The sequence below is a fragment of the Rhodanobacter humi genome (genome assembly GCF_041107455.1).
Lineage (GTDB): Bacteria > Pseudomonadota > Gammaproteobacteria > Xanthomonadales > Rhodanobacteraceae > Rhodanobacter_A.
Window position 1 is genome coordinate 1043493 of sequence record NZ_JBGBPY010000001.1, and the last position, 17867, is coordinate 1061359.

A 17867-nucleotide genomic window follows, 5' to 3' on the forward strand; every position below is an offset into this window, starting at 1 on the left:
GCGTCAGCGCACCTTCCAACTGGCGACCGGCCAGCGGCTGGAATCGCCGGCTTCGGCACAGGTGACCGGCGCCAGCCGCGCGACGCGCCCCGTCGATCCCGCACCGGAGCGGCGCGGCCAGCGTTCCAGCATCGACAGCAGGCCGCCGAGCGCGCTCAGGTACGCCCGCTTGGCGTAACGCTTGGATTCCGGCAGACCGCTGGCGCGGGAGCACAGCTCGTCGACGTAGCCGCCCCAGTTCGAACCATCGAGCATGTTCTGGCAGATCGAGATCGACGGCGACAGCGCCCGCGCGCCATGCCACCAGCGCGAGGGCACGAACACCATGTCGCCCGGATGCAGCACGGTGTGGTACTGGGTGGCGCGCTCGTAGAGCGGGAAGCGCTGCGCGTCGACCTGGCGCACGTCCGGGATCGTCGACTGGTTCGGCATGCCCGGCTTGGGATACAGGAACGCGGCGTCTTCCGGCGGATACAGGATGAACTCCTTGTCGCCGTGGATCTCGGTGATCGTCGCGTGCGAGTTCTCGAGGTCGTAGTGCAGGAACGGGAAGCGGCCGCCGATGCCGCCAAACAGCAGCTTCAGATAACCGTCCGGCCGCCGCCACTGCCGCGGCATCAGCGGGCTGGCCAGCCGTCGCGGGAATGCATAGGGATTCAGCGGCTCCAGGTCCGGCAACAGCTCCGGCATGTGCGGGCCGATGAACAGGCGGTACATGTACGGGCCGGGCGCATCCTCGCGCGAGGCCAGCACCGCGTCGATGAAGTCGGCAAACGTCATCTGCTCGCTGGGGCTGACCTGGATGCGTTTCGCGCCGAAGCGTTCGCGGAAATACTCCGGCGTCCACTGCTGCCGCGCCGGGCAGGCCTGCAGCGCGTTCTCCACCACCACCGGACGATTGCGCGCAACGTAGTCGCGCACGAAGTCCGGATACGGCAACTCGGCGGCGCTCCGGCGCTCGAGCGCGACCCGGCGCTGCGCCCGGATTTCCGGACGCGCCTGCGTATCGATGTCCACTGCGCCCATGTCGATTCGCTCCCCTGTGCGAAGCAGCCGCGGGCCACCTGCCGGTGCGCCGCGCCACGAAATCCCGACGCCGGAGCGCGACGCTACGCGCGCCGTCGGACGGCGTCAACGCAGCCGTGCGCCGGCTGGCGCAGCCGGCCGGCATCGCCACGACGCGCCGCCGGGCGACACCAGGCGGTGCAAGCCAAACCCTTGATCGTCTTGACGATCGCGCCTGCGGCACTGCAACACAAGAAACCGTGAACGGCGCTAAGATGGCGCGTTTTCGCCCATACCGGTCGCCCCATGCTCTATCAGATCCACGAGTGGCAACGCGCCTTCCTCGGCCCGCTCAGCCACTTCGCCGACGCCAGCGCGCAGATGCTCAACGATGCGAACAATCCGCTCGCCGCATGGCCCGGCACGCAACGGCTGGCCGCCGGCTACGAGCTGGTCCATCGTCTTGGCAAAGATTACGAGAAGCCCATCTTCGGCATCCACCAAGTCGAGGCGCACGGCCACGAGATCGCGGTGATCGAACGCGTGGCGCTGGACACGCCGTTCTGCCAGCTGAAGCGCTTCAAGCGCTTCAGCGACGACCCGGCCACCGTCGAGACGATGAAGACCGACCCGGTAGTGCTGGTGGTGGCGCCGCTGTCCGGCCACCACGCCACGCTGCTGCGCGACACCGTGCGCACCTTGCTGCGCGAGCACAAGGTCTACGTCACCGACTGGGTGGACGCACGCATGGTGCCGGCCACGGCCGGCCCGTTCGGGCTGGACGACTACGTGGCGCTGGTCGAGCGCTTCATCCGCCACATCGGCGCGGACAACCTGCACGTGATCTCGGTCTGCCAGCCCACCGTGCCGGTGCTGGCCGCGGTGTCGCTGCTGGCCGCGCGCGGCGAGGCCACGCCGCGCAGCCTCACCATGATGGGTGGCCCGATCGACCCGCGGCGCAGTCCCACCAGCGTCAACAACCTCGCCACCACCCAGCCGCTGGCCTGGTTCAAGGGCAACGTGATCCATACCGTGCCGCCGAACTATCCCGGCCGCGGCCGCGAGGTGTATCCGGGTTTCCTGCAGCACGCCGGCTTCATCGCGATGAACCCCGGCCGCCACCTGCAGTCGCACTGGGACTTCTACCAGAACCTGCTGCGCGGCGACCTCGACGACGCCGAGTCGCACCGCAAGTTCTACGACGAATACAACGCCGTGCTCGACCTGCCGGCGGAGTTCTACCTCGACACCATCGCCACCGTGTTCCAGCAGTTCCTGCTGCCGCGCGGGCTATGGGACGTGCGCGGCGAGCGGGTGAACCCCGCCGCGATCACCCGGAGCGCCCTGCTCACCGTGGAAGGCGAGCTGGACGACATCTCCGGCCTCGGCCAGACCCAGGCCGCGCACGACTTGTGCAGCAGCATTCCGGCGAAGCGCCGCGCGCACAAGGTGATCGAAGGCGCCGGCCACTACGGCATCTTCAGCGGTCGGCGCTGGCGCGAGGTGGTCTATCCGCAGGTGCGGGATTTCATCCGGCGGTTCGACAAGACCGTCGCCTGACCGCCGTCAAGGCATCCCCCACAGCGCCCGATCGAGGTTCGCGTCCAGCCCGAAGGCGCTGAGCGCCACGCGGCCGTTCTTCACCTCCACGCCTTCGGTACGCAGCCGCTGCACCTGTTCGCGGAAGCCGCGGCTGCCCTTGGGCAGGGCGATCTCGCCCGAGGAACGCAGCACGCGGAACCAGGGCAATTCCATGCCGTCGGGCACCTCGCCCAGCAGCTTGCCGACCAGTCTTGCGCGCCCCGGCAGGCCGGCGCGGGCGGCGATGGCGCCGTAGCTGGCCACGCGGCCCGGCGGGATCGCGGCGATGGCGGCGTAGACGCGGGCGTGGCTGTCTTGCATGGCGATAACAGGGCCTTGACCAAGGCGGGGTGCGGACGTGTCAGAGTAGCAGCGCCATCGGCCAGTCTCGGGGGGCGTCCCATGCACCACTTCGAAGCCGTACGTTCCCACGTGGGCAGCCTGCACGGGCTGCGCCAGAACGACCCCTACCTGATCAGCTTCGACCTCAGCCTGCCGCGCGGGCGCCACCAGGGCATCTACCTGGCCGAGCTGGAGGACGAGATCGGCCGCCGCTACCTGCGCATCTCCACCCCGATCGGGCCGCTCGCGGGCACCGACCCCCAACGCTGCCTGCGCTTCAACTGGGAGCAGCGCTGCGGCTTCCTCGCCGTCACCGACCTGGACGGAGCGCCCTACCTGCAGCTGTGCGAAAACCGCCCCTACGAACTGCTCGACGAGGGCGAGCTGCAGCGCGTGATCGTGGAACTGGGCCGCCTGGGCGACCAGCTCGAACAGCTGGTCGCCAGCGGCAGCGACGCGTTCTAGCGCGCAGCAGGCTGCCGAGAAACAGCCTGCCGCCAGATCAGTTCCACAGGTGGGCCAGCCCGACGAAACACCACGCGATCAGCGCGGTAACCGGCAAGGTGAGGATCCACGCCCACACCATGCGCTCCACCACCGACCACTTGATCGCGTTCGAGCGCTTGGCCGAGCCCACGCCCATGATCGCGGAGGACACCACGTGGGTGGTGGAGACCGGCAGGCCGAAGGCCGAGGCGGCGAGGATCACGATGGCCGAGCTGCCCTCGGCCGCGAAGCCGTTGATCGGGTGCAGCTTCACCATCTTGTGGCCCAGCGTCTTGATGATGCGCCAGCCGCCGCCTGCGGTGCCGCCGGCCATGGTCAGCGCGCACACCACCGCCACCCACGCCGGCACCACGAAGCCGCCGTGCTCCGAGCCGTTGATGCGCAGGAAGTGCAGCCACGCCGGCAGGTGATCGAACTGCCCCGCCGCGGTGGCGCTGGCCAGCGCCAGCGCGATGATGCCCATGCTCTTCTGCGCATCGTTCATGCCATGCGCCAGGCCCATCGCGCTGGCCGAAGCGATCTGGGCCTTGCCGAAGAACGCGTTCACGAACGGGGTGCGCCCCAGCCGGTGCAGCCAGCCGCTGCGGCGCGAGAACCACGCCAGCAGCGCATACAACCCGCCCATCAGCGCGAAGCCGAGCAGCATGCCCATGATCGGCGAGGCCACCATCGGCACCACCACCTTGGGGACCACGCCCTTGCCCGTCCACCAGTGTGCGCCGCCCTGGGCCCAGATCACCGCGTTGAAGTGGCCGCCCGCCTCGGCGATCGCCGCGCCCACCAGGGCGCCCACCAGGGCGTGGCTGGAACTGGACGGCAGGCCCAGCCACCAGGTGATGAGGTTCCACACGATCGCCGCCAGCAGCGCGCAGATCAGCAGCTGCGGGCCGGCGTCGACCACGCCGGTGTTGACGATGCCGGCGGCGATGGTGGCCGCCACCGCGGTGCCCCACAGCGCACCGATCAGGTTGGTCACCGCGGCCAGCAGCACTGCCTGGCCCGGCGTGAGCACCTTGGTCGCCACCACGGTGGCGATCGAGTTGGCGGTGTCGTGGAAGCCGTTGATGTAGGTGAAGACGAGGGCGATCAGCACTACCGCCGCGACCAGTCCGAGGCTCATGCGGGCAGACTCACGAGTGCTTCAGCACGATCGAATAGACGATGTTGCCGACGTCGCGGCACTTGTCGATGGCCTTCTCGAGCAGCTCGAACAAGTCCTTCGCCAGCATCGCCTTCATCGCGTCGTTGCCCTCGACGTACAGCGTGCGGTACGGCGCCAGCAGCATGCGGTCGCCTTCGGATTCCAGCGTCTGCAGGCGGTCCTGCAGCTTCTTCACCGGATCGATGCGCAAGCCGCGACGCAGCTCGCCGATCATCTCGGACACCACCGTGGTGGAGCGCTCCAGCACCAGCGCGCGCTGGGCGAAATCCACGCCCTGCAGGCGCACCGCCACGATCTCGTAGCGCTCGGCGAACTTCTCCACGGTCTTGGGGATCTTGTACAGCGCCGAGTTCAGCGCCTCGATGTCCTCGCGGTCCAGCGCGGTGACGAAGGTGTTCACCAGCTCCTCGCTGATCTGCGCGGCCAGCGCCTTCTCGCGCGCCCGGGTGGCGGCGAACGCGGCCATCACCGGCGCATGGTCGGTCTGGGTGACCAGGGCTTGCAGCGCCTTGGCGCTCTCGTGCGCCGCATCGGCGCTCTGCTCCAGCAGGCCGTAGAACCTGTCGCCTTTGCCGAAGATCGTCTGCAGTGAAAACATGCGGGTCGCGCCTGAGGGGTCCAAATGACAGCAATGTTACAGGACAGCTACCCCGCATCGCAGCACAAGGATAGCCGCGTCCTCGCCATGCGCCGGCCGAAAACGCGCGCATCCACCAGCACGATCAGGCACTTGTGCCGCGCGAACCGCCAGCGTGGAGCGTCGCACCACGCTGCCGCTACACTCCGGCCCATGCGCCCCTCCCCGCGATCCCCGCGATGCTGACCGAAATCGCGCTCGTCCTCGTGCTCGCCCTGTGCAACGGCTTCTTCGCACTGTCCGAGATGGCCCTGGTCGCCTCGCGCAAGAGCCGCCTGAAGCAGATGGCGCGCAGCAGCCGCCGCGCCGCGCTGGCGCTGCGGCACGCCGAGAAGCCGGAATACTTCCTCTCCACCATCCAGGTCGGCATCACCCTCTTGATGCTGGTCACCGGCGCCGTCGCCGGCGATGCGCTGGGCACGCACATCGCCACCCTGCTGCACGGCGGCCGCGCCGCATGGCTGGAGCCCTATGCGCGAGTGCTCGGCGTGGTGCTCGGCTTCGCGCTGATCTCCTTCATCCAGATCGTGGTGGGCGAACTGGTGCCCAAGCGCCTCGCGCTGTCCGCGCCGGAGAAGGTGTCGGTCATCGTGGCCATCCCGATGCTGCTGCTGTCGCGCGCCACCGCGCCGTTCGTGTGGTTGCTCAACGCCGCCAGCAGTCTGCTGCTGCGCCTGCTCGGCGTGCGCAGCCGCGGCCATGCCGCCGCCACCGAGGAGGAGATCCGCCTGCTGGTGGCCGAGAGCGCCGAGCAGGGCGTGCTGGACGCCGACGAACACAACATGGTCAACCGCGTGCTGCGCCTGGGCGACCGCAGCGTGGACAGCGTGATGACGCCGCGCGTGCGCATCGCCTGGCTGGACATGGCCGCGCCGCGCGAGGAGAACGTAGCCGTACTACGGCAGACGCCGTACTCGCGCTATCCGGTCTACCGCGGCGACGAGAGCGAGGTGGTCGGCGTGGTCGAGGTGAAGCGCCTGCTGCAGGCCTTCGCCGACGGTCGCCCGCAACTGTTCGACCACCTCGCCAAGCCGCTGTTCGTGCCCGCCACCGCGCGCGCGTTGGACCTGCTGGAGGAATTTCGCGACGCCGAGACGCCGCTGGCCCTGGTGGTGGACGAATACGGCGACATCGAGGGCGTGGTCACCGTCAACGACCTGCTCGCCGCCGTGGTCGGTGTCAGCCAGCTCGGCCACGGCGATGCCGCGACCGACGCACCCATCGTCGAGCGCGCCGACGGCAGCTGGCTGGTCGACGGCAGTCTGGCCAACGACGACCTGCGTGAACTGCTGCATGTTGACCGCCTGCCTGGCGAGGACGAGCACGATTTCCGCACCGCGGCCGGCATGGTGACGGCCGCGCTGGGCCACATCCCGCAGACCGGCGAGGTGTTCGCCTGGCAGGGCTTCCGTTTCGAGGTGGTGGACCTGGACGGCGCCCGCATCGACAAGCTGCTGGTCACCCGTGCGCCGCAGCAGGACAACGCGGACGAGGCGGAGGGGTAGCGGCGGCGCGTAAAGCCAGAGCAAAAGCGTGGCTTGATGTCAGGAAAGGGCTTCCTGCCCTTTCCTGACTCGCCCGATCCGGCCCTGGCCGGATCGGGCTCCGTCAATCAGGCTCAGCCTGATTGACGTGCGATCCCTCCGTGGATCGCGGCGATGCTGGCGCGGCCCGCGCCAGCATCGCCATCCGCTGCGCATCCGCGAGGATGCCGTGCAGCACGCGCAGCTCGCGCTGGTCCGGCTGCGCGCGCTGGAACAGCTTGCGCAGCCGCAACATGATCGTCTCGGGCGAGCGGCCCTTGTGGAAGTCGATGTCGTCCAGCGTCTCTGCGAGGTGGGCGTAGAAACGCTCCATCTGCCCGGCGTCGGCGGGCGGTTCATCGTGCTCGGGCGGCGGCGCGGGCAACTCGTCGCCCAGCATCGCCAGGCGCAACTCGTAGGCCATCACCTGCACGGCCTGGGCGAGGTTCAGCGAGCTGAAATCGTCCACGCTGGGGATACGCACCATCGCATGGCAGGTCGCCAGCTCGTCGTTCTCCAGCCCGGTGCGCTCGTTGCCGAACAGCAGCGCCACCTGCTCGCCGCGCGCGGCCGCGGCCAACGCCTGCCGCGCGCCTTCGCGCGGCGACAGCTCCGGCAGGTTCACCCCGCGCCGCCGCGCCGACAGGCCCAGCGCGAAACTCGCGCCGGCCAATCCGTCGACCAGCGTCTCGTGCACACCCGCCTCGGCCAGCACCTGTACCGCGTTCGCCGCCAGCGCATCCGCCTCGCGGTCGGGAAAACGCGCCGGCGCCACCAGCTCCAGCCGGGTGAACCCCATCGTGCGGATCGCCCGTGCCGCGCCACCGATGTTGCCGGGGTGCGAGGTGCGCACCAGCACGAAGCGGAACAAAGAGGCGAGATCAAGAACAGTCATGGGCAGGCAACCGACGAAGTCGAGCGGCAAAGGGGCAAAGGGGCAAAGGATAGTGCATCGCCCGTCGCACGCCCTTGCCCAGCCCTTCCGTCAACCGCAGCCAAAGCTACGTTCTGACAGTCAAGGCCAGACTGCAAGGACACGAGATGCGTCGCCATCACAAGCTTGCCCTGCTTGCTTCTACCAATGCGCTGCTGTTTGTTGTCTTGCTGTGTCTGTCGGCCCCAGCCTTGTTTGCGATCCTGGGATGGCTCTGCGCCCCGCCTTTGGCTGTCCACATTTCGGCCGACGACGTGGACATCGACGTTCGGCGATTGGGCGAATACGTCTCTGATCTGCGGGTCTTCGAGATTCGCGATCTGACCGCGAATCGGCTGGTCTGGCAGGCCGGACCGGTCGATGGACAAATGGGCCTGTGGGAAGTGCACTTGCACGCCGGAGACAACCCGTACCGCCTCGGCGTTTCTCCCGAAGCGCAACTCAAGGTCATCTATCCAGCCAGCGTGCAGCCAATTCACCTGACGCCTGGCCACCGTTACGAGGTCCATGTGACCGGCTACCCGATCGCCGGCGAGTGGCCCCTCCTCCCGCCTTGGTCGGTCAGGGCTCGCTTCTCCCTGCCCGACCCCAAGGAATCCGGCAAGTCTCCGCCATGATCTCCGCCGGTCTTGGTCGCTCTGCTAGAATCGCCGGCCGCAACCCGTTCTTTCGACAGCCGAAGCCATGACCCGACCCGCCATCACCATCGCGGTGCGCGCCGCGCGCGCCGCCGGCAACGTCATCCTGCGCTACATGAACCGCATCGACGGCCTCACCGTCGTCGAGAAGCAGCGCATGGACTTCGCCTCCGAGGTCGACAAGCTGGCCGAGGCCGAGATCGTCAAGGAACTGCGCCGCGCCTACCCCGACCACGGCATACTCGCCGAGGAAAGCGGTGCGATCGGCAAGAAGGGCCCGCTCACCTGGGTGATCGATCCGCTGGACGGCACCCACAATTACCTGCGCGGCATCCCGCACTTCAGCGTGTCCATCGCCATGCTCGACAAGGGCGTGCCGGTCTACGGCGTGGTGTTCGATCCGCTGCGCGGCGAGCTGTTCACCGCCAGCAAGGGCGACGGCGCCTATCTCGACAAGGGCACCGGCCCCACCCGCATCCGCGTCGGCAAGCGCGAGAACCTGGGCGGCGCGATGATCGCCACCGGTTTCCCGTACCGCCAGCGCGCGCATCTGGACACCCAGCTCGCGATGACCCGCGCCCTGCTCGGCCAGGCCGAGGACATCCGTCGCTCCGGCTCCGCCGCGCTGGATCTCGCCTACACCGCCGCCGGCCGCTACGACGGCTACTTCGAGATCGGCCTGAAGCCCTGGGACATGGCTGCCGGCGTGCTGCTGGTACACGAGGCGGGCGGTCGCTACGGCGACTTCGCCGGCCGCGACGGCATCCCGGCCAGCGGCAACATCATCGCCGGCAACCTCAACGTGGCGAAGGCGATGACCGATGCCATCGGCGCGCACGCGACGCCGGAGTTGCTGAAGGCCTGACCAGGCCGGCGACGCGCCTCTAGCGTGCCGACAGCTGCCTCCCTCGTGACACCGCCAGCGCGACACCCGAATACGCCGGGTCGCGCGTGACCTCGGCACGCGCGAAAGCCGGTGGCCGATAGCCGGCCGCTTCGGCTACCGTCGCGAATTCGATTTCGAAGATCGCCAGTGGCGGCACGCCGCCATAGACGTCCAAGGCACCGCCGGCAATGGCGTAGCGGCGCTTGCGCACGCAGTGGCCCGGCAAGCCGGAGAGCACCCGGTGTTCCGCCTCGGCCAGGTACAAGTTGGCGATCGGCTCCGAGAAACCGTCGCCGCCGTATTTCTTGCAGAACTTGAAGACGGCCGCGCCCGCGTCGTCTTCCACCCGGCGCAGGCGCAAGCGCGTGCCGGCGATGTAGAGATCCTCGATCGTGCGGCACGGCAACCCGTCGAGCGGGCCCGCAGCCGACAAATCGGCCAGCCAGCGGCGCTCGATCTCGGCTTGCGCGTATTTGGGCGTGCCGCCGCTCATCGCCGGCCGTGGCGCAGATGACGCGCGGGTGCAGCGACGGAGCGGTTCACGGCGCGGAGGACTCCGCCTCGCGCAGCAAACCGCGCAAAAACGGAATCGTCACCCGCCGCTGCGCCGCCAGCGAGGCCTGGTCGAGCCGATCCAGCAGATCCAGCAGCGCGCCGAGGTCGCGGGTGTGGCGGGCGAACAGCCAGTCCAGCACGCCTTCGTCGAGTTCGATGCCGCGCAGGCCGGCCTGGGCCTTGAGCACTTCGCGGCGCTCGGCGTCGTCCAGCGGCTGCAGCGCGAAGCGGGTGCAGGCGCCGAGACGCGAACGGAGATCGGGCAGGCCCAGGCCCAACTGCGTCGGTGTGGCTTCAGCGGCGAACAGCAAGGCCGCACCTTCGGCCTTGGCGCGATTGTAGAGGTCGAACAGTGCGTGCTCGGCCTCGCGCTCACCGGCGATGGCGTCGAGATCATCGAATGCCAGCAGCGCGCCGCCGGCCACGCCGCGGATCGCGGCGGCGCGATCGGCGATGCGCGCCAGCGGCAGGTATTGCACGCCGCGGCCTGCCTCGCCAGCAGCCTGGCAGGCGGCCATCAGCAGGTGGCTCTTGCCGCTGCCGGCGGGGCCGTGCAGGTAGAGCCATGGCGCGTCCGGCTCGCGCGCCAGCGCCTCGACCGCGGCCAGCGCAGCGGCGTTGGCGCCGGCGTGGAAATGTTCGAAGCGCTGGCGGCGCGGCCAGCGCAGCGCGAGCGGCAGCTGCGGGATCATGGCTGGGCGGGCGGCTCGTGCGACGGCGGCTCGATCACCGCCGTGGTTTCCACCGTGCCGGTGGCGGTGCTCACCGCGACGTCCACCTCGGCGACCGTCTCGTGGAGGGCGGGATCGGCCTCGCCCTCTTCGGTGTACAGGTCGCTCTGGCGGTAGCGCTCCATCAGGTAGCGCAGCAGCACCATCACCACCGAGGCGGCCGGCAGCGCCAGCAGCACGCCGATGAAGCCGAACAGCTCGCCGCCGGCCAGCACCGCGAAGATCACCGCCACCGGATGCAGGCCGATCTTCTCGCCCACCAGCTTGGGCACCAGCACGTAGCCTTCCAGCAACTGCCCGACGATGAACACGCCGCAGACGATCAGCACGTGCGTCCAGTCGCCGTACTGCACCAGCGCGGCGATGATCGCGGCGCCGAAGCCGGTGATGAAGCCGAGGTAGGGCACGAAGCTCAGCAGGCCCGCGATCATGCCGATCAGCACGCCCACCGACAGCCCCGCCACCAGCGACAGCGTGCCGCCGTAGTACACGCCCAGCGCCAGCATCACCAGCAGCTGGCCGCGCACGAAGGCGCCGAGCACCGCATCCGATTCGCGCGCGAGGTGGGCGATGGTGGGCTGGATCGAGCGCGGCAGCAGGCGGTCGATCGCCGCCACCAGCCGGTCCCAGTCGCGCAGCAGGTAGAACGCCACCACCGGGATCAGCACCAGGTTGGTGAGCCACAGCACCAGGCCCAGGCCGGAGCGCGAGACCTTGCCCAGCACCTGCCCCGCGATGCCGCCCACGGAACCGATGTGCGTCTTGATCGTGGCGATCAACCGGTCGCTGTCGAAGGTGCGCGGATCGAGATGCAGCTTCGCCTGCAGCCACGGCCAGGCGGTGTGCTCGGCCCAGTCCACGTAGCGCGGCACGTTCTGGATCAGGTTCTCGATCTGGTGCGAGATCAGCGGAATCAGCAGCAGCAGCGCGCCGGTCAGCAGCAGCGCCAGCAGCAGGAACACGATGCTCACCGCCAGCGTGCGCCCCATGCCGACGCGCTCCAGCCGGTCCGCCAGCGGATCGCCGAGGTAGGCCAGCATCGCCGCCACCACAAACGGCATCAGCATCGGCGCCAGCCGCCACAGCAGGAAGACGATGACCGCGAGGATCGCCAGCAGCTGCCAGCGACGCTGGTTCTCCTGCGTCAGCATGCGAACATCCTGTGGAAAGCCGGCTCTTCTGAAGAGTCCGCACAAGGATGTGCGGGGTTTTGCGAGGGACTCGCACATGACCGCACATGGATGTGCGGGCCATTGCGAGGGACTTGCATATCCATCAATGCAGCCAGCGCAGGCTGGCGTCGGTGCCGGGATGCGCGGCGGCGCGGATCAGCCGTCCACTGGCGGCGAGGTTCGCGGCCAGCGCATCGGCCGGCATCGCCGACTTCACTTCGATCAGCATGCCGTCGTTCTCCGCACCCAGCGTCGCGACGCTGCGCACCGAGGGATCGGCGCGCAGCACGTTGAGCAGGCTGGCGTAGTCCATCGCGCTGTTCAGTCCGCTCACCCACAGCTTCTCGTCGCTGACCGTGGCGCCGATCACGTTGAGCTGCTTGCCGATGCGGTCGACCGTGCCGTTGCCGGCGTCGACCAGCAGCGCGTCCTCGGTGGCGGCCTTGTCCGTCCAGCGCTGCGCCTTGCCGCCGGAGACCAGGGTCCAGTCGGCGCTGCCGTCGTGCAGGCTGCCCAGCAGCACCAGGCCGGTGTGGTACTGCTGGTTGATCGCGGCCAGCGTGGCCGGATCGGCGGCGTCCACCTTGGCCGGGTCCGGCGCGCTCGCGGGGTCGGCATAGGCCACGCCGTAGCCGCGCGCAGCGGCGGCCTTGGCGAGACTGGCCAGCGCGTCCTTGTCCAGCAACTGGCCGTCACTGCCACGCACCATCAGCAACACCGGCGGCTTGGCGCCCACGCTGCCCACCACGCCCAGCGTGGAGACCAGGTGGCGCACCGCGCCGGGCTCGAAATCCACGGTGAGGCTCATGCCGGTGGCGGCGCGCGCGTACTGGAAGCGGCGCACCAGCGCGGCGGCGTTCTTCAGCGCGTCGTCGTAACCCGCCTTGCTGCGCAGATCCTGGCCACCGGCGACCCGCGCCAGCACCTGGCTGAGCGCAGTGGCGAAGGCGTCGCCGCGCTGGGTGTCGCTGGTGTCGGGCACCGGCACCGTCACCGAGTACGGCGAGGCGCCCTGCGCGTGCAGCGGCGGCAGCGCGGCGAAGCCCAGCAGCAGAGCGATGGTGAACAGGCGGAGCAGACGCAACGAGGGCAGGCGCATCGGCGGGACACTGGTGGGGGATACCGCGGAAGTCTGCCCAATCGCCCTCCCGGCGTCCATGCCGCGGGCCACGGAACCGGCACGGCGGCCGCGCCGGCAACAACCCGCATGCGGTAGAATTGCCCGTTTCCCACCGCCGGTTCCCGCCATGTCCGACGCCCTTACCTACCGCGCCGCCGGGGTCGATATCGACGCCGGTAATGCCCTGGTCGAACGCATCAAGCCGCTGGTCAAGCGCACCGCTCGCCCCGAGGTGATGGGCGGGCTGGGCGGCTTCGGCGGCCTGTTCAACCTGGGGGGCAAGTACAAGGAGCCGGTACTGGTTTCCGGCACCGACGGCGTGGGCACCAAGCTGAAGTTGGCCCAGCAGCTCGGTCGCCACGACACCATCGGCATCGACCTGGTCGGCATGTGCGTCAACGACGTGCTGGTGCAGGGGGCCGAGCCGCTGTTCTTCCTCGACTACTTCGCCACCGGCAAGCTGGACGTGGACACCGCCGCGGCCGTGGTGGGCGGCATCGCGAAGGGCTGCGAGCTGGCCGGCTGCGCGCTGATCGGCGGCGAAACCGCCGAGATGCCCGACATGTACCCGCCCGGCGAATACGACCTCGCCGGCTTCACCGTGGGCGCGGTGGAAAAGTCCGACCTGCTTTCCGGCGACGCCATCGTGGCCGGCGACGTGGTGCTGGGCGTGGCTTCCAGCGGCCCGCACTCGAACGGTTACTCGCTGATCCGCAAGATCCTCGACCGCGCCGGCCGCCCGCTCGATCTCGACCTCGGCGGCGTGAAGCTCGCCGACGCGCTGATGGCGCCCACCACGATCTACGTGAAGCCGATGCTGGAGTTGCTCGCCACTCAGGGCGCGGCAGTGCACGGCATGGCGCACATCACCGGCGGCGGCCTCAAGGAAAACATCATCCGCGTGGTGCCCGACGGCCAGGCCCTCGCGCTCGACGCCGGCGCGCTGGCCCTGCCGCCCGTCTTCGACTGGCTGCAGCGTGAAGGCAAGGTCGCCCGCGAGGAAATGTGGCGCACCTTCAACTGCGGCATCGGCTTCACCGTGATCCTGCCGCAGAGCGCGGTGGCCGCGGCTTCGGCCCTGCTGGCGAAGCACGGCCTCGCCAGCCGCGTGATCGGCGAAGTGGTGAAGGCCGCGGGCGACGAGCGCGTCCATATCGGCTGAACTCCAATCACACACCGTTCGCCCTGAGCGTAGACCCGCAGGGTCGAAGTCGAAGGGCCTTCGACTCCGGCGCGAAGCGCCTGCGCTCAGGGCGAACGGCCGCAGACCAACGAATCCATGCCCACTCCCTTGCGCATCGCCGTGCTCGCCTCCGGCCGCGGCAGCAACCTCGCCGCGCTGATCGCCGCGCGCGACGCCGGCACGCTGCCGGTGGAGTTCGTGCTGGTGGCCAGCGACAAGGCTTCCGCCGGCGCGCTGCGGCTGGCCGAAGCGGCGGGCATCCCCACGCTGGCGCTGAACCCGAAAAGCTACCCCGATCGCCCGACGTTCGACCGCGAGCTGTTCGGCCGCATAACCACCAGCGGCGCCGACCTGCTGGTGCTGGCCGGCTTCATGCGGGTGATCGACGGCTCCGCGCTGGCGCCGTGGGCGGGGCGCGTGCTCAACATCCATCCCTCGCTGCTGCCCAGGTACCGCGGCCTGCACACGCACCGCCGCGCGCTGGAGGCCGGCGACGCCGAGCATGGCGCCAGCGTGCACTTCGTCACCGCGGAACTCGACGGTGGCCCACTGATCGCCCAGGCGCGGCTGGCCATCGAAACCGGCGACGACGAAGAAACATTGGCCCGCCGCCTGTTGCCGCTGGAGCACCGTCTGCTGCCGGCCGTGGTGGCGCTGGTCGCCGCGCACCGCCTCGCGCTGGGCGAGGCCGGCGTGCTGCTGGACGGACAGCCGCTGCACGCGCCATTGCAACTGGGCGAACACGGCCTGCAGTGACGCCCGGTTCAGTTGGCCGCCGGCAGACTCGGCCTTCATGAACCCACGCATCCTGCTCGCCGTCGCCCTCGCCTTGCTGCCGCTCGCCGCCGCCGCGGCCACGACGCCCAAGCCCTTCACCGCCCGCTATCAGGTATCCCAGGATGGCCAGCCTATGGGCGAGGCCACCGTGACCCTGCGCCCCGGCCCGGACGGCAGCTGGATCCTGCGCAAGGACACCAAGGGCACCGCCGGCCTCGCCGCCCTGCTCGGCGCCAGCACGCAGGAGGCCTCGCGCTTCCGCTGGCGGGGCGCCGTGCCCGAGGCGATCAGCTACGACTACCACCTCGTCGCCGCCGGCAAGGACAAGCAGCGCCACCTGCAGGTGGACTGGTCGAAGCGACAGGTGAGCGTGCAGGACGGCAAGCATGCCGACACCTACCCGGCCCAGCCCGGCATGGTCGAGCGCAATACCGTGCCACTGGCGGTCGGGCTGGCGTTGGGCGATGGCAAGCAGCAGATCAGCCTGCCCGTGGGCGTGCGCCAGACGGTGGAGACGGAAAACTTCAAGGTCGCGGGCAGCGAGACCGTCAAGGTACCCGCCGGCAGTTTCCAGGCCGAACGGGTGGAGCGCAGCGACGCCGCCAAGACATTCAGCGCCTGGTACGTGCCCGGCCGCTACCCGTTGCCGGTGAAGCTGGCGCAGAGCGACGGCGGCAACCTGGTGCTGGAGCTGGTGAGCTATTCCCAGCCTTAACGGCGACTACGCCGGCACGTAGCGATCCAGTTCGTGCGCGTGCTCGTGCAGCCATTGGCGGGTCTTCGGGGCAATTACCAGACCATCAACCACGAGCTGCACAAGCAGTACTCCTGACAAGGCCAGCGCCGTCCCCAGCCAGTCCGGTTTGACCCATAGCAGCGCCAGCACGGCGACTGTTCCAGCGATACGCGCCACCATCTGCAACAGCAACCAGCGAGGCGTGTTGCTGCGCGTGGTCGCCTCACTCCACAACGTGCGCTGCCGATGCGTCGGCAAGCCGCGCAATTCGGGAACATCGTCCAGACGCCAGAAGCGGATCATGGCTTTGCCCCCGCCACTGGTGGATCGTCGGTGCGGAACTCGCGCAGATGCTCGCGCAGCCATTGCCTGGCTCGCGGCTGCTGGTACGCGACGTCCCATATCAATGCGACGGCAGCGACAAACGCCGTTACTGGCACCACGGACAGAAAGCCCAGATGCAACCAAACCTGAAATTGTCCAGACACGAGCACGACAAGCGTGACAATCAGAACAGACACCCATCTGAAATATCGTGGGCGGCTGCGCTCCTCGGCCGCGCGCAACCACTCGCGCCGATCCACGACGGCGACTTCCTGCAGTTCCGGGATGTTCTTCGCGAACCAGTAGTACGCCATGCTCCGCCCTCCGTTGCGCAACGGAGGGCAGTCTGCGGTGGAGGCACTCAGTTCGGCAAGCGCCGGATCCGCGCACCCAGCGTGCCGAGCTTTTCCTCGATGTTCTCGTAGCCGCGGTCGATGTGGTAGACGCGGTCGACCACGGTGTCGCCCTGCGCCACCAGGCCGGCCAGCACCAGGCAGGCCGAGGCGCGCAGGTCGGTGGCCATGATCGGCGCGCCGCTCATGTGGTCCACGCCCTTGATCACCGCGGTGTTGCCTTCGAGCTGGATGTCGGCGCCGAGGCGCTGCAGCTCGTGCGCGTGCATGAAGCGGTTCTCGAACACCGTCTCGGTGATCACGCCGGTGCCCTCGGCCACGCAGTTGAGCGCGGTGAATTGCGCCTGCATGTCGGTGGGGAACGCGGGGTACGGCGCGGTGGTGATGTTGACCGCCTTCGGCCGGCGCCCGCCCATGTCCAGCTCGATCCAGTCCTCGCCGCTGGAGATGTGCGCGCCGGCCTCCTCCAGCTTGGCCAGCACCGCGTCCAGCGTGCTGGCGCGGGCGCCGCGGGCGCGCACCTTGCCGCCGGTCATCGCCGCGCCGACCAGGAAGGTGCCGGTCTCGATGCGGTCGGGCAGCACCCGATAGTCGGTGCCATGCAGGCGGTCCACGCCGTGGATCACCATGGTGGAGGTGCCCTCGCCCTCGATCTGCGCGCCCATCGCCATCAGGCAGTGCGCGAGGTCGACCACCTCGGGCTCCTGCGCGGCGTTCTCGATCACCGTGGTGCCCTCGGCCAGCGTGGCCGCCATCATGATGTTCTCGGTGCCGGTGACGGTGACCATGTCCATCACGATGCGCGCGCCCTTGAGCCGCTTCGCGCGCGCCTTGATGTAGCCGTTCTCCACGCTGATCTCCGCGCCCAGTGCCTGCAGGCCGCGGATGTGCTGGTCGACCGGGCGCGAACCGATCGCGCAGCCGCCGGGCAGCGACACCTCGGCCTGGCCGAAGCGCGCTACCAGCGGGCCCAGCACCAGGATCGAGGCGCGCATGGTGCGCACCAGGTCGTAGGGCGCGATGCAGGTGCTGGTGGTGCGCGGATCGACATGGATCTTCATGCGGTCGTCCAGCACCAGCTGCACGCCCATCTGGCCCAGCAGTTCGATGAAGGTGGTGACGTCGTGCAGGTGCGGCACGTTGCCGATGCTCACCGGCGCATCGGCCAGCAGGCAGGCGGCGAGGATCGGCAGCACGGCGTTCTTCGCGCCGGAAATGCCTACCTCGCCCTGGAGCGGCACGCCGCCATTGATCAGGATCTTGGCCATCTTGCGGTCCTAACTGGTGCGCTCCTCCATGAGCGCAAAGAAGAACCGGCATCCATGCCGGACTTTTCAATAATTCAGGCGGTCATCACGGACGGGCATCACTGCTGGCGCGCCGCGGCTTCCTCGGGGGTCAATGTCTTCAGCGCCAGCGCGTGGATCGCGCCGCCCATCAGCTCGCCTAGGGTGGCGTAGACCAGCCGGTGCCGCGCCAGCGGCAGCTTGCCGGCAAACTGGCCGGCGACCACGGTGGCCTCGAAGTGCACGCCATCGTCGCCGCTGACCTCGACCCTGGCCCCGGGCAGGCCGGTTTCGATCAGGGTCTGGATGCGTGCTGGGTCCATCGGGCTTCCACGGGCAGGGGCGGCGACGCGGCCGGAACGGCATTGCGTCGACGTGTGACGTTAAAATGCGAATATGCCATGGTAATGGAAAT

At 69.1% G+C, this 17867-nt stretch carries 21 protein-coding genes; 8 read left to right on the plus strand and 13 right to left on the minus strand.

All coding sequences use genetic code 11. The features are described from left to right. Window positions 1-3: 3 nt before the first annotated feature. Window positions 4-1026, minus strand: a complete 1023-nt coding sequence (locus AB7878_RS04795) for a cupin-like domain-containing protein (RefSeq protein WP_369493258.1) — start codon at window positions 1024-1026, stop codon at window positions 4-6. A 285-nt stretch (window positions 1027-1311) separates the two neighbouring features. On the opposite strand from AB7878_RS04795, the gene AB7878_RS04800 reads away from it, so the two are divergent. Then, window positions 1312-2565, plus strand: a complete 1254-nt coding sequence (locus AB7878_RS04800; RefSeq protein ID WP_369493259.1) for a polyhydroxyalkanoate depolymerase — start codon at window positions 1312-1314, stop codon at window positions 2563-2565. A 6-nt stretch (window positions 2566-2571) separates the two neighbouring features. On the opposite strand, the gene AB7878_RS04805 is transcribed toward AB7878_RS04800, so the two are convergent. After that, a complete protein-coding gene (locus AB7878_RS04805; protein ID WP_369493260.1) occupies window positions 2572-2907 on the minus strand; it encodes an MGMT family protein in 336 nt (111 codons plus the stop codon). An 81-nt stretch (window positions 2908-2988) separates the two neighbouring features. On the opposite strand from AB7878_RS04805, the gene AB7878_RS04810 reads away from it, so the two are divergent. Continuing rightward, window positions 2989-3393: a hypothetical protein gene (locus tag AB7878_RS04810; RefSeq protein ID WP_369493261.1), complete on the plus strand. Its 405-nt coding sequence runs from the start codon at window positions 2989-2991 to the stop codon at window positions 3391-3393. A gap of 37 nt (window positions 3394-3430) precedes the next feature. On the opposite strand, the gene AB7878_RS04815 is transcribed toward AB7878_RS04810, so the two are convergent. Together AB7878_RS04815 and AB7878_RS04820 are read right to left on the minus strand one after the other, a co-directional pair. Then, on the minus strand, window positions 3431-4555 hold the full coding sequence (locus AB7878_RS04815; protein ID WP_369493262.1) for an inorganic phosphate transporter: 1125 nt from the start codon (window positions 4553-4555) through the stop codon (window positions 3431-3433). A 10-nt stretch (window positions 4556-4565) separates the two neighbouring features. Further along, window positions 4566-5195 carry a DUF47 domain-containing protein gene (locus tag AB7878_RS04820; protein WP_369493263.1) on the minus strand — a complete coding sequence of 210 codons (630 nt, stop codon included), beginning with the start codon at window positions 5193-5195 and terminating at the stop codon, window positions 4566-4568. A 218-nt stretch (window positions 5196-5413) separates the two neighbouring features. Between AB7878_RS04820 and AB7878_RS04825 the strand changes: the two genes are divergently transcribed. Beyond that, on the plus strand, window positions 5414-6739 hold the full coding sequence (locus AB7878_RS04825; protein ID WP_369493264.1) for a hemolysin family protein: 1326 nt from the start codon (window positions 5414-5416) through the stop codon (window positions 6737-6739). Window positions 6740-6842: 103 nt separating this feature from the next. On the opposite strand, the gene AB7878_RS04830 is transcribed toward AB7878_RS04825, so the two are convergent. Then, window positions 6843-7652 carry an RNA methyltransferase gene (locus AB7878_RS04830; RefSeq protein WP_369493265.1) on the minus strand — a complete coding sequence of 270 codons (810 nt, stop codon included), beginning with the start codon at window positions 7650-7652 and terminating at the stop codon, window positions 6843-6845. Between the two features lie 146 nt (window positions 7653-7798). On the opposite strand from AB7878_RS04830, the gene AB7878_RS04835 reads away from it, so the two are divergent. Next, a complete protein-coding gene (locus AB7878_RS04835) occupies window positions 7799-8308 on the plus strand; it encodes a hypothetical protein (protein ID WP_369493266.1) in 510 nt (169 codons plus the stop codon). Window positions 8309-8375: 67 nt separating this feature from the next. Then, window positions 8376-9194, plus strand: a complete 819-nt coding sequence (locus AB7878_RS04840; RefSeq protein WP_369493267.1) for an inositol monophosphatase family protein — start codon at window positions 8376-8378, stop codon at window positions 9192-9194. A gap of 19 nt (window positions 9195-9213) precedes the next feature. Here the strand turns inward: AB7878_RS04840 and AB7878_RS04845 are convergent, their stop codons facing one another. The 4 genes from AB7878_RS04845 to AB7878_RS04860 all read right to left on the minus strand — a co-directional run bounded on the left by AB7878_RS04845 (window position 9214) and on the right by AB7878_RS04860 (window position 12772). Beyond that, window positions 9214-9708, minus strand: a complete 495-nt coding sequence (locus AB7878_RS04845) for a CYTH domain-containing protein (protein ID WP_369493268.1) — start codon at window positions 9706-9708, stop codon at window positions 9214-9216. A gap of 46 nt (window positions 9709-9754) precedes the next feature. Continuing rightward, window positions 9755-10462 carry a DnaA regulatory inactivator Hda gene (gene hda, locus AB7878_RS04850; RefSeq protein ID WP_369493269.1) on the minus strand — a complete coding sequence of 236 codons (708 nt, stop codon included), beginning with the start codon at window positions 10460-10462 and terminating at the stop codon, window positions 9755-9757. Further along, window positions 10459-11652 carry an AI-2E family transporter gene (locus tag AB7878_RS04855; RefSeq protein WP_369493270.1) on the minus strand — a complete coding sequence of 398 codons (1194 nt, stop codon included), beginning with the start codon at window positions 11650-11652 and terminating at the stop codon, window positions 10459-10461. Before AB7878_RS04855 ends, hda begins: the two co-directional genes overlap by 4 nt. 124 nt (window positions 11653-11776) lie before the next feature. Beyond that, window positions 11777-12772, minus strand: a complete 996-nt coding sequence (locus AB7878_RS04860) for a DUF8605 domain-containing protein (RefSeq protein ID WP_369493271.1) — start codon at window positions 12770-12772, stop codon at window positions 11777-11779. Window positions 12773-12920: 148 nt separating this feature from the next. On the opposite strand from AB7878_RS04860, the gene purM reads away from it, so the two are divergent. The 3 genes from purM to AB7878_RS04875 all read left to right on the plus strand — a co-directional run bounded on the left by purM (window position 12921) and on the right by AB7878_RS04875 (window position 15468). After that, window positions 12921-13955 (plus strand): phosphoribosylformylglycinamidine cyclo-ligase, encoded by a 1035-nt coding sequence (gene purM / locus AB7878_RS04865; protein ID WP_369493272.1) that lies wholly within the window; start codon window positions 12921-12923, stop codon window positions 13953-13955. A gap of 117 nt (window positions 13956-14072) precedes the next feature. Continuing rightward, a complete protein-coding gene (purN, locus tag AB7878_RS04870; protein WP_369493273.1) occupies window positions 14073-14732 on the plus strand; it encodes a phosphoribosylglycinamide formyltransferase in 660 nt (219 codons plus the stop codon). Window positions 14733-14769: 37 nt separating this feature from the next. Beyond that, window positions 14770-15468, plus strand: a complete 699-nt coding sequence (locus AB7878_RS04875; RefSeq protein WP_369493274.1) for a DUF3108 domain-containing protein — start codon at window positions 14770-14772, stop codon at window positions 15466-15468. Between the two features lie 6 nt (window positions 15469-15474). Here the strand turns inward: AB7878_RS04875 and AB7878_RS04880 are convergent, their stop codons facing one another. The 4 genes from AB7878_RS04880 to AB7878_RS04895 form a co-directional block, all read right to left on the minus strand. Next, window positions 15475-15792 (minus strand): hypothetical protein, encoded by a 318-nt coding sequence (locus tag AB7878_RS04880; RefSeq protein WP_369493275.1) that lies wholly within the window; start codon window positions 15790-15792, stop codon window positions 15475-15477. Further along, the gene (locus AB7878_RS04885; protein ID WP_369493276.1) at window positions 15789-16127 is read right to left on the minus strand and encodes a hypothetical protein; all 339 of its coding nucleotides are present in this window, start codon (window positions 16125-16127) and stop codon (window positions 15789-15791) included. The genes AB7878_RS04880 and AB7878_RS04885 overlap by 4 nt, the downstream gene beginning before the upstream one ends. Before the next feature lie 47 nt (window positions 16128-16174). Then, complete coding sequence (gene murA, locus AB7878_RS04890; protein WP_369493277.1) at window positions 16175-17434, minus strand: UDP-N-acetylglucosamine 1-carboxyvinyltransferase; 1260 nt, start codon at window positions 17432-17434, stop codon at window positions 16175-16177. Between the two features lie 98 nt (window positions 17435-17532). After that, window positions 17533-17775, minus strand: a complete 243-nt coding sequence (locus AB7878_RS04895) for a BolA family protein (RefSeq protein WP_369493278.1) — start codon at window positions 17773-17775, stop codon at window positions 17533-17535. Window positions 17776-17867: the final 92 nt, after the last annotated feature.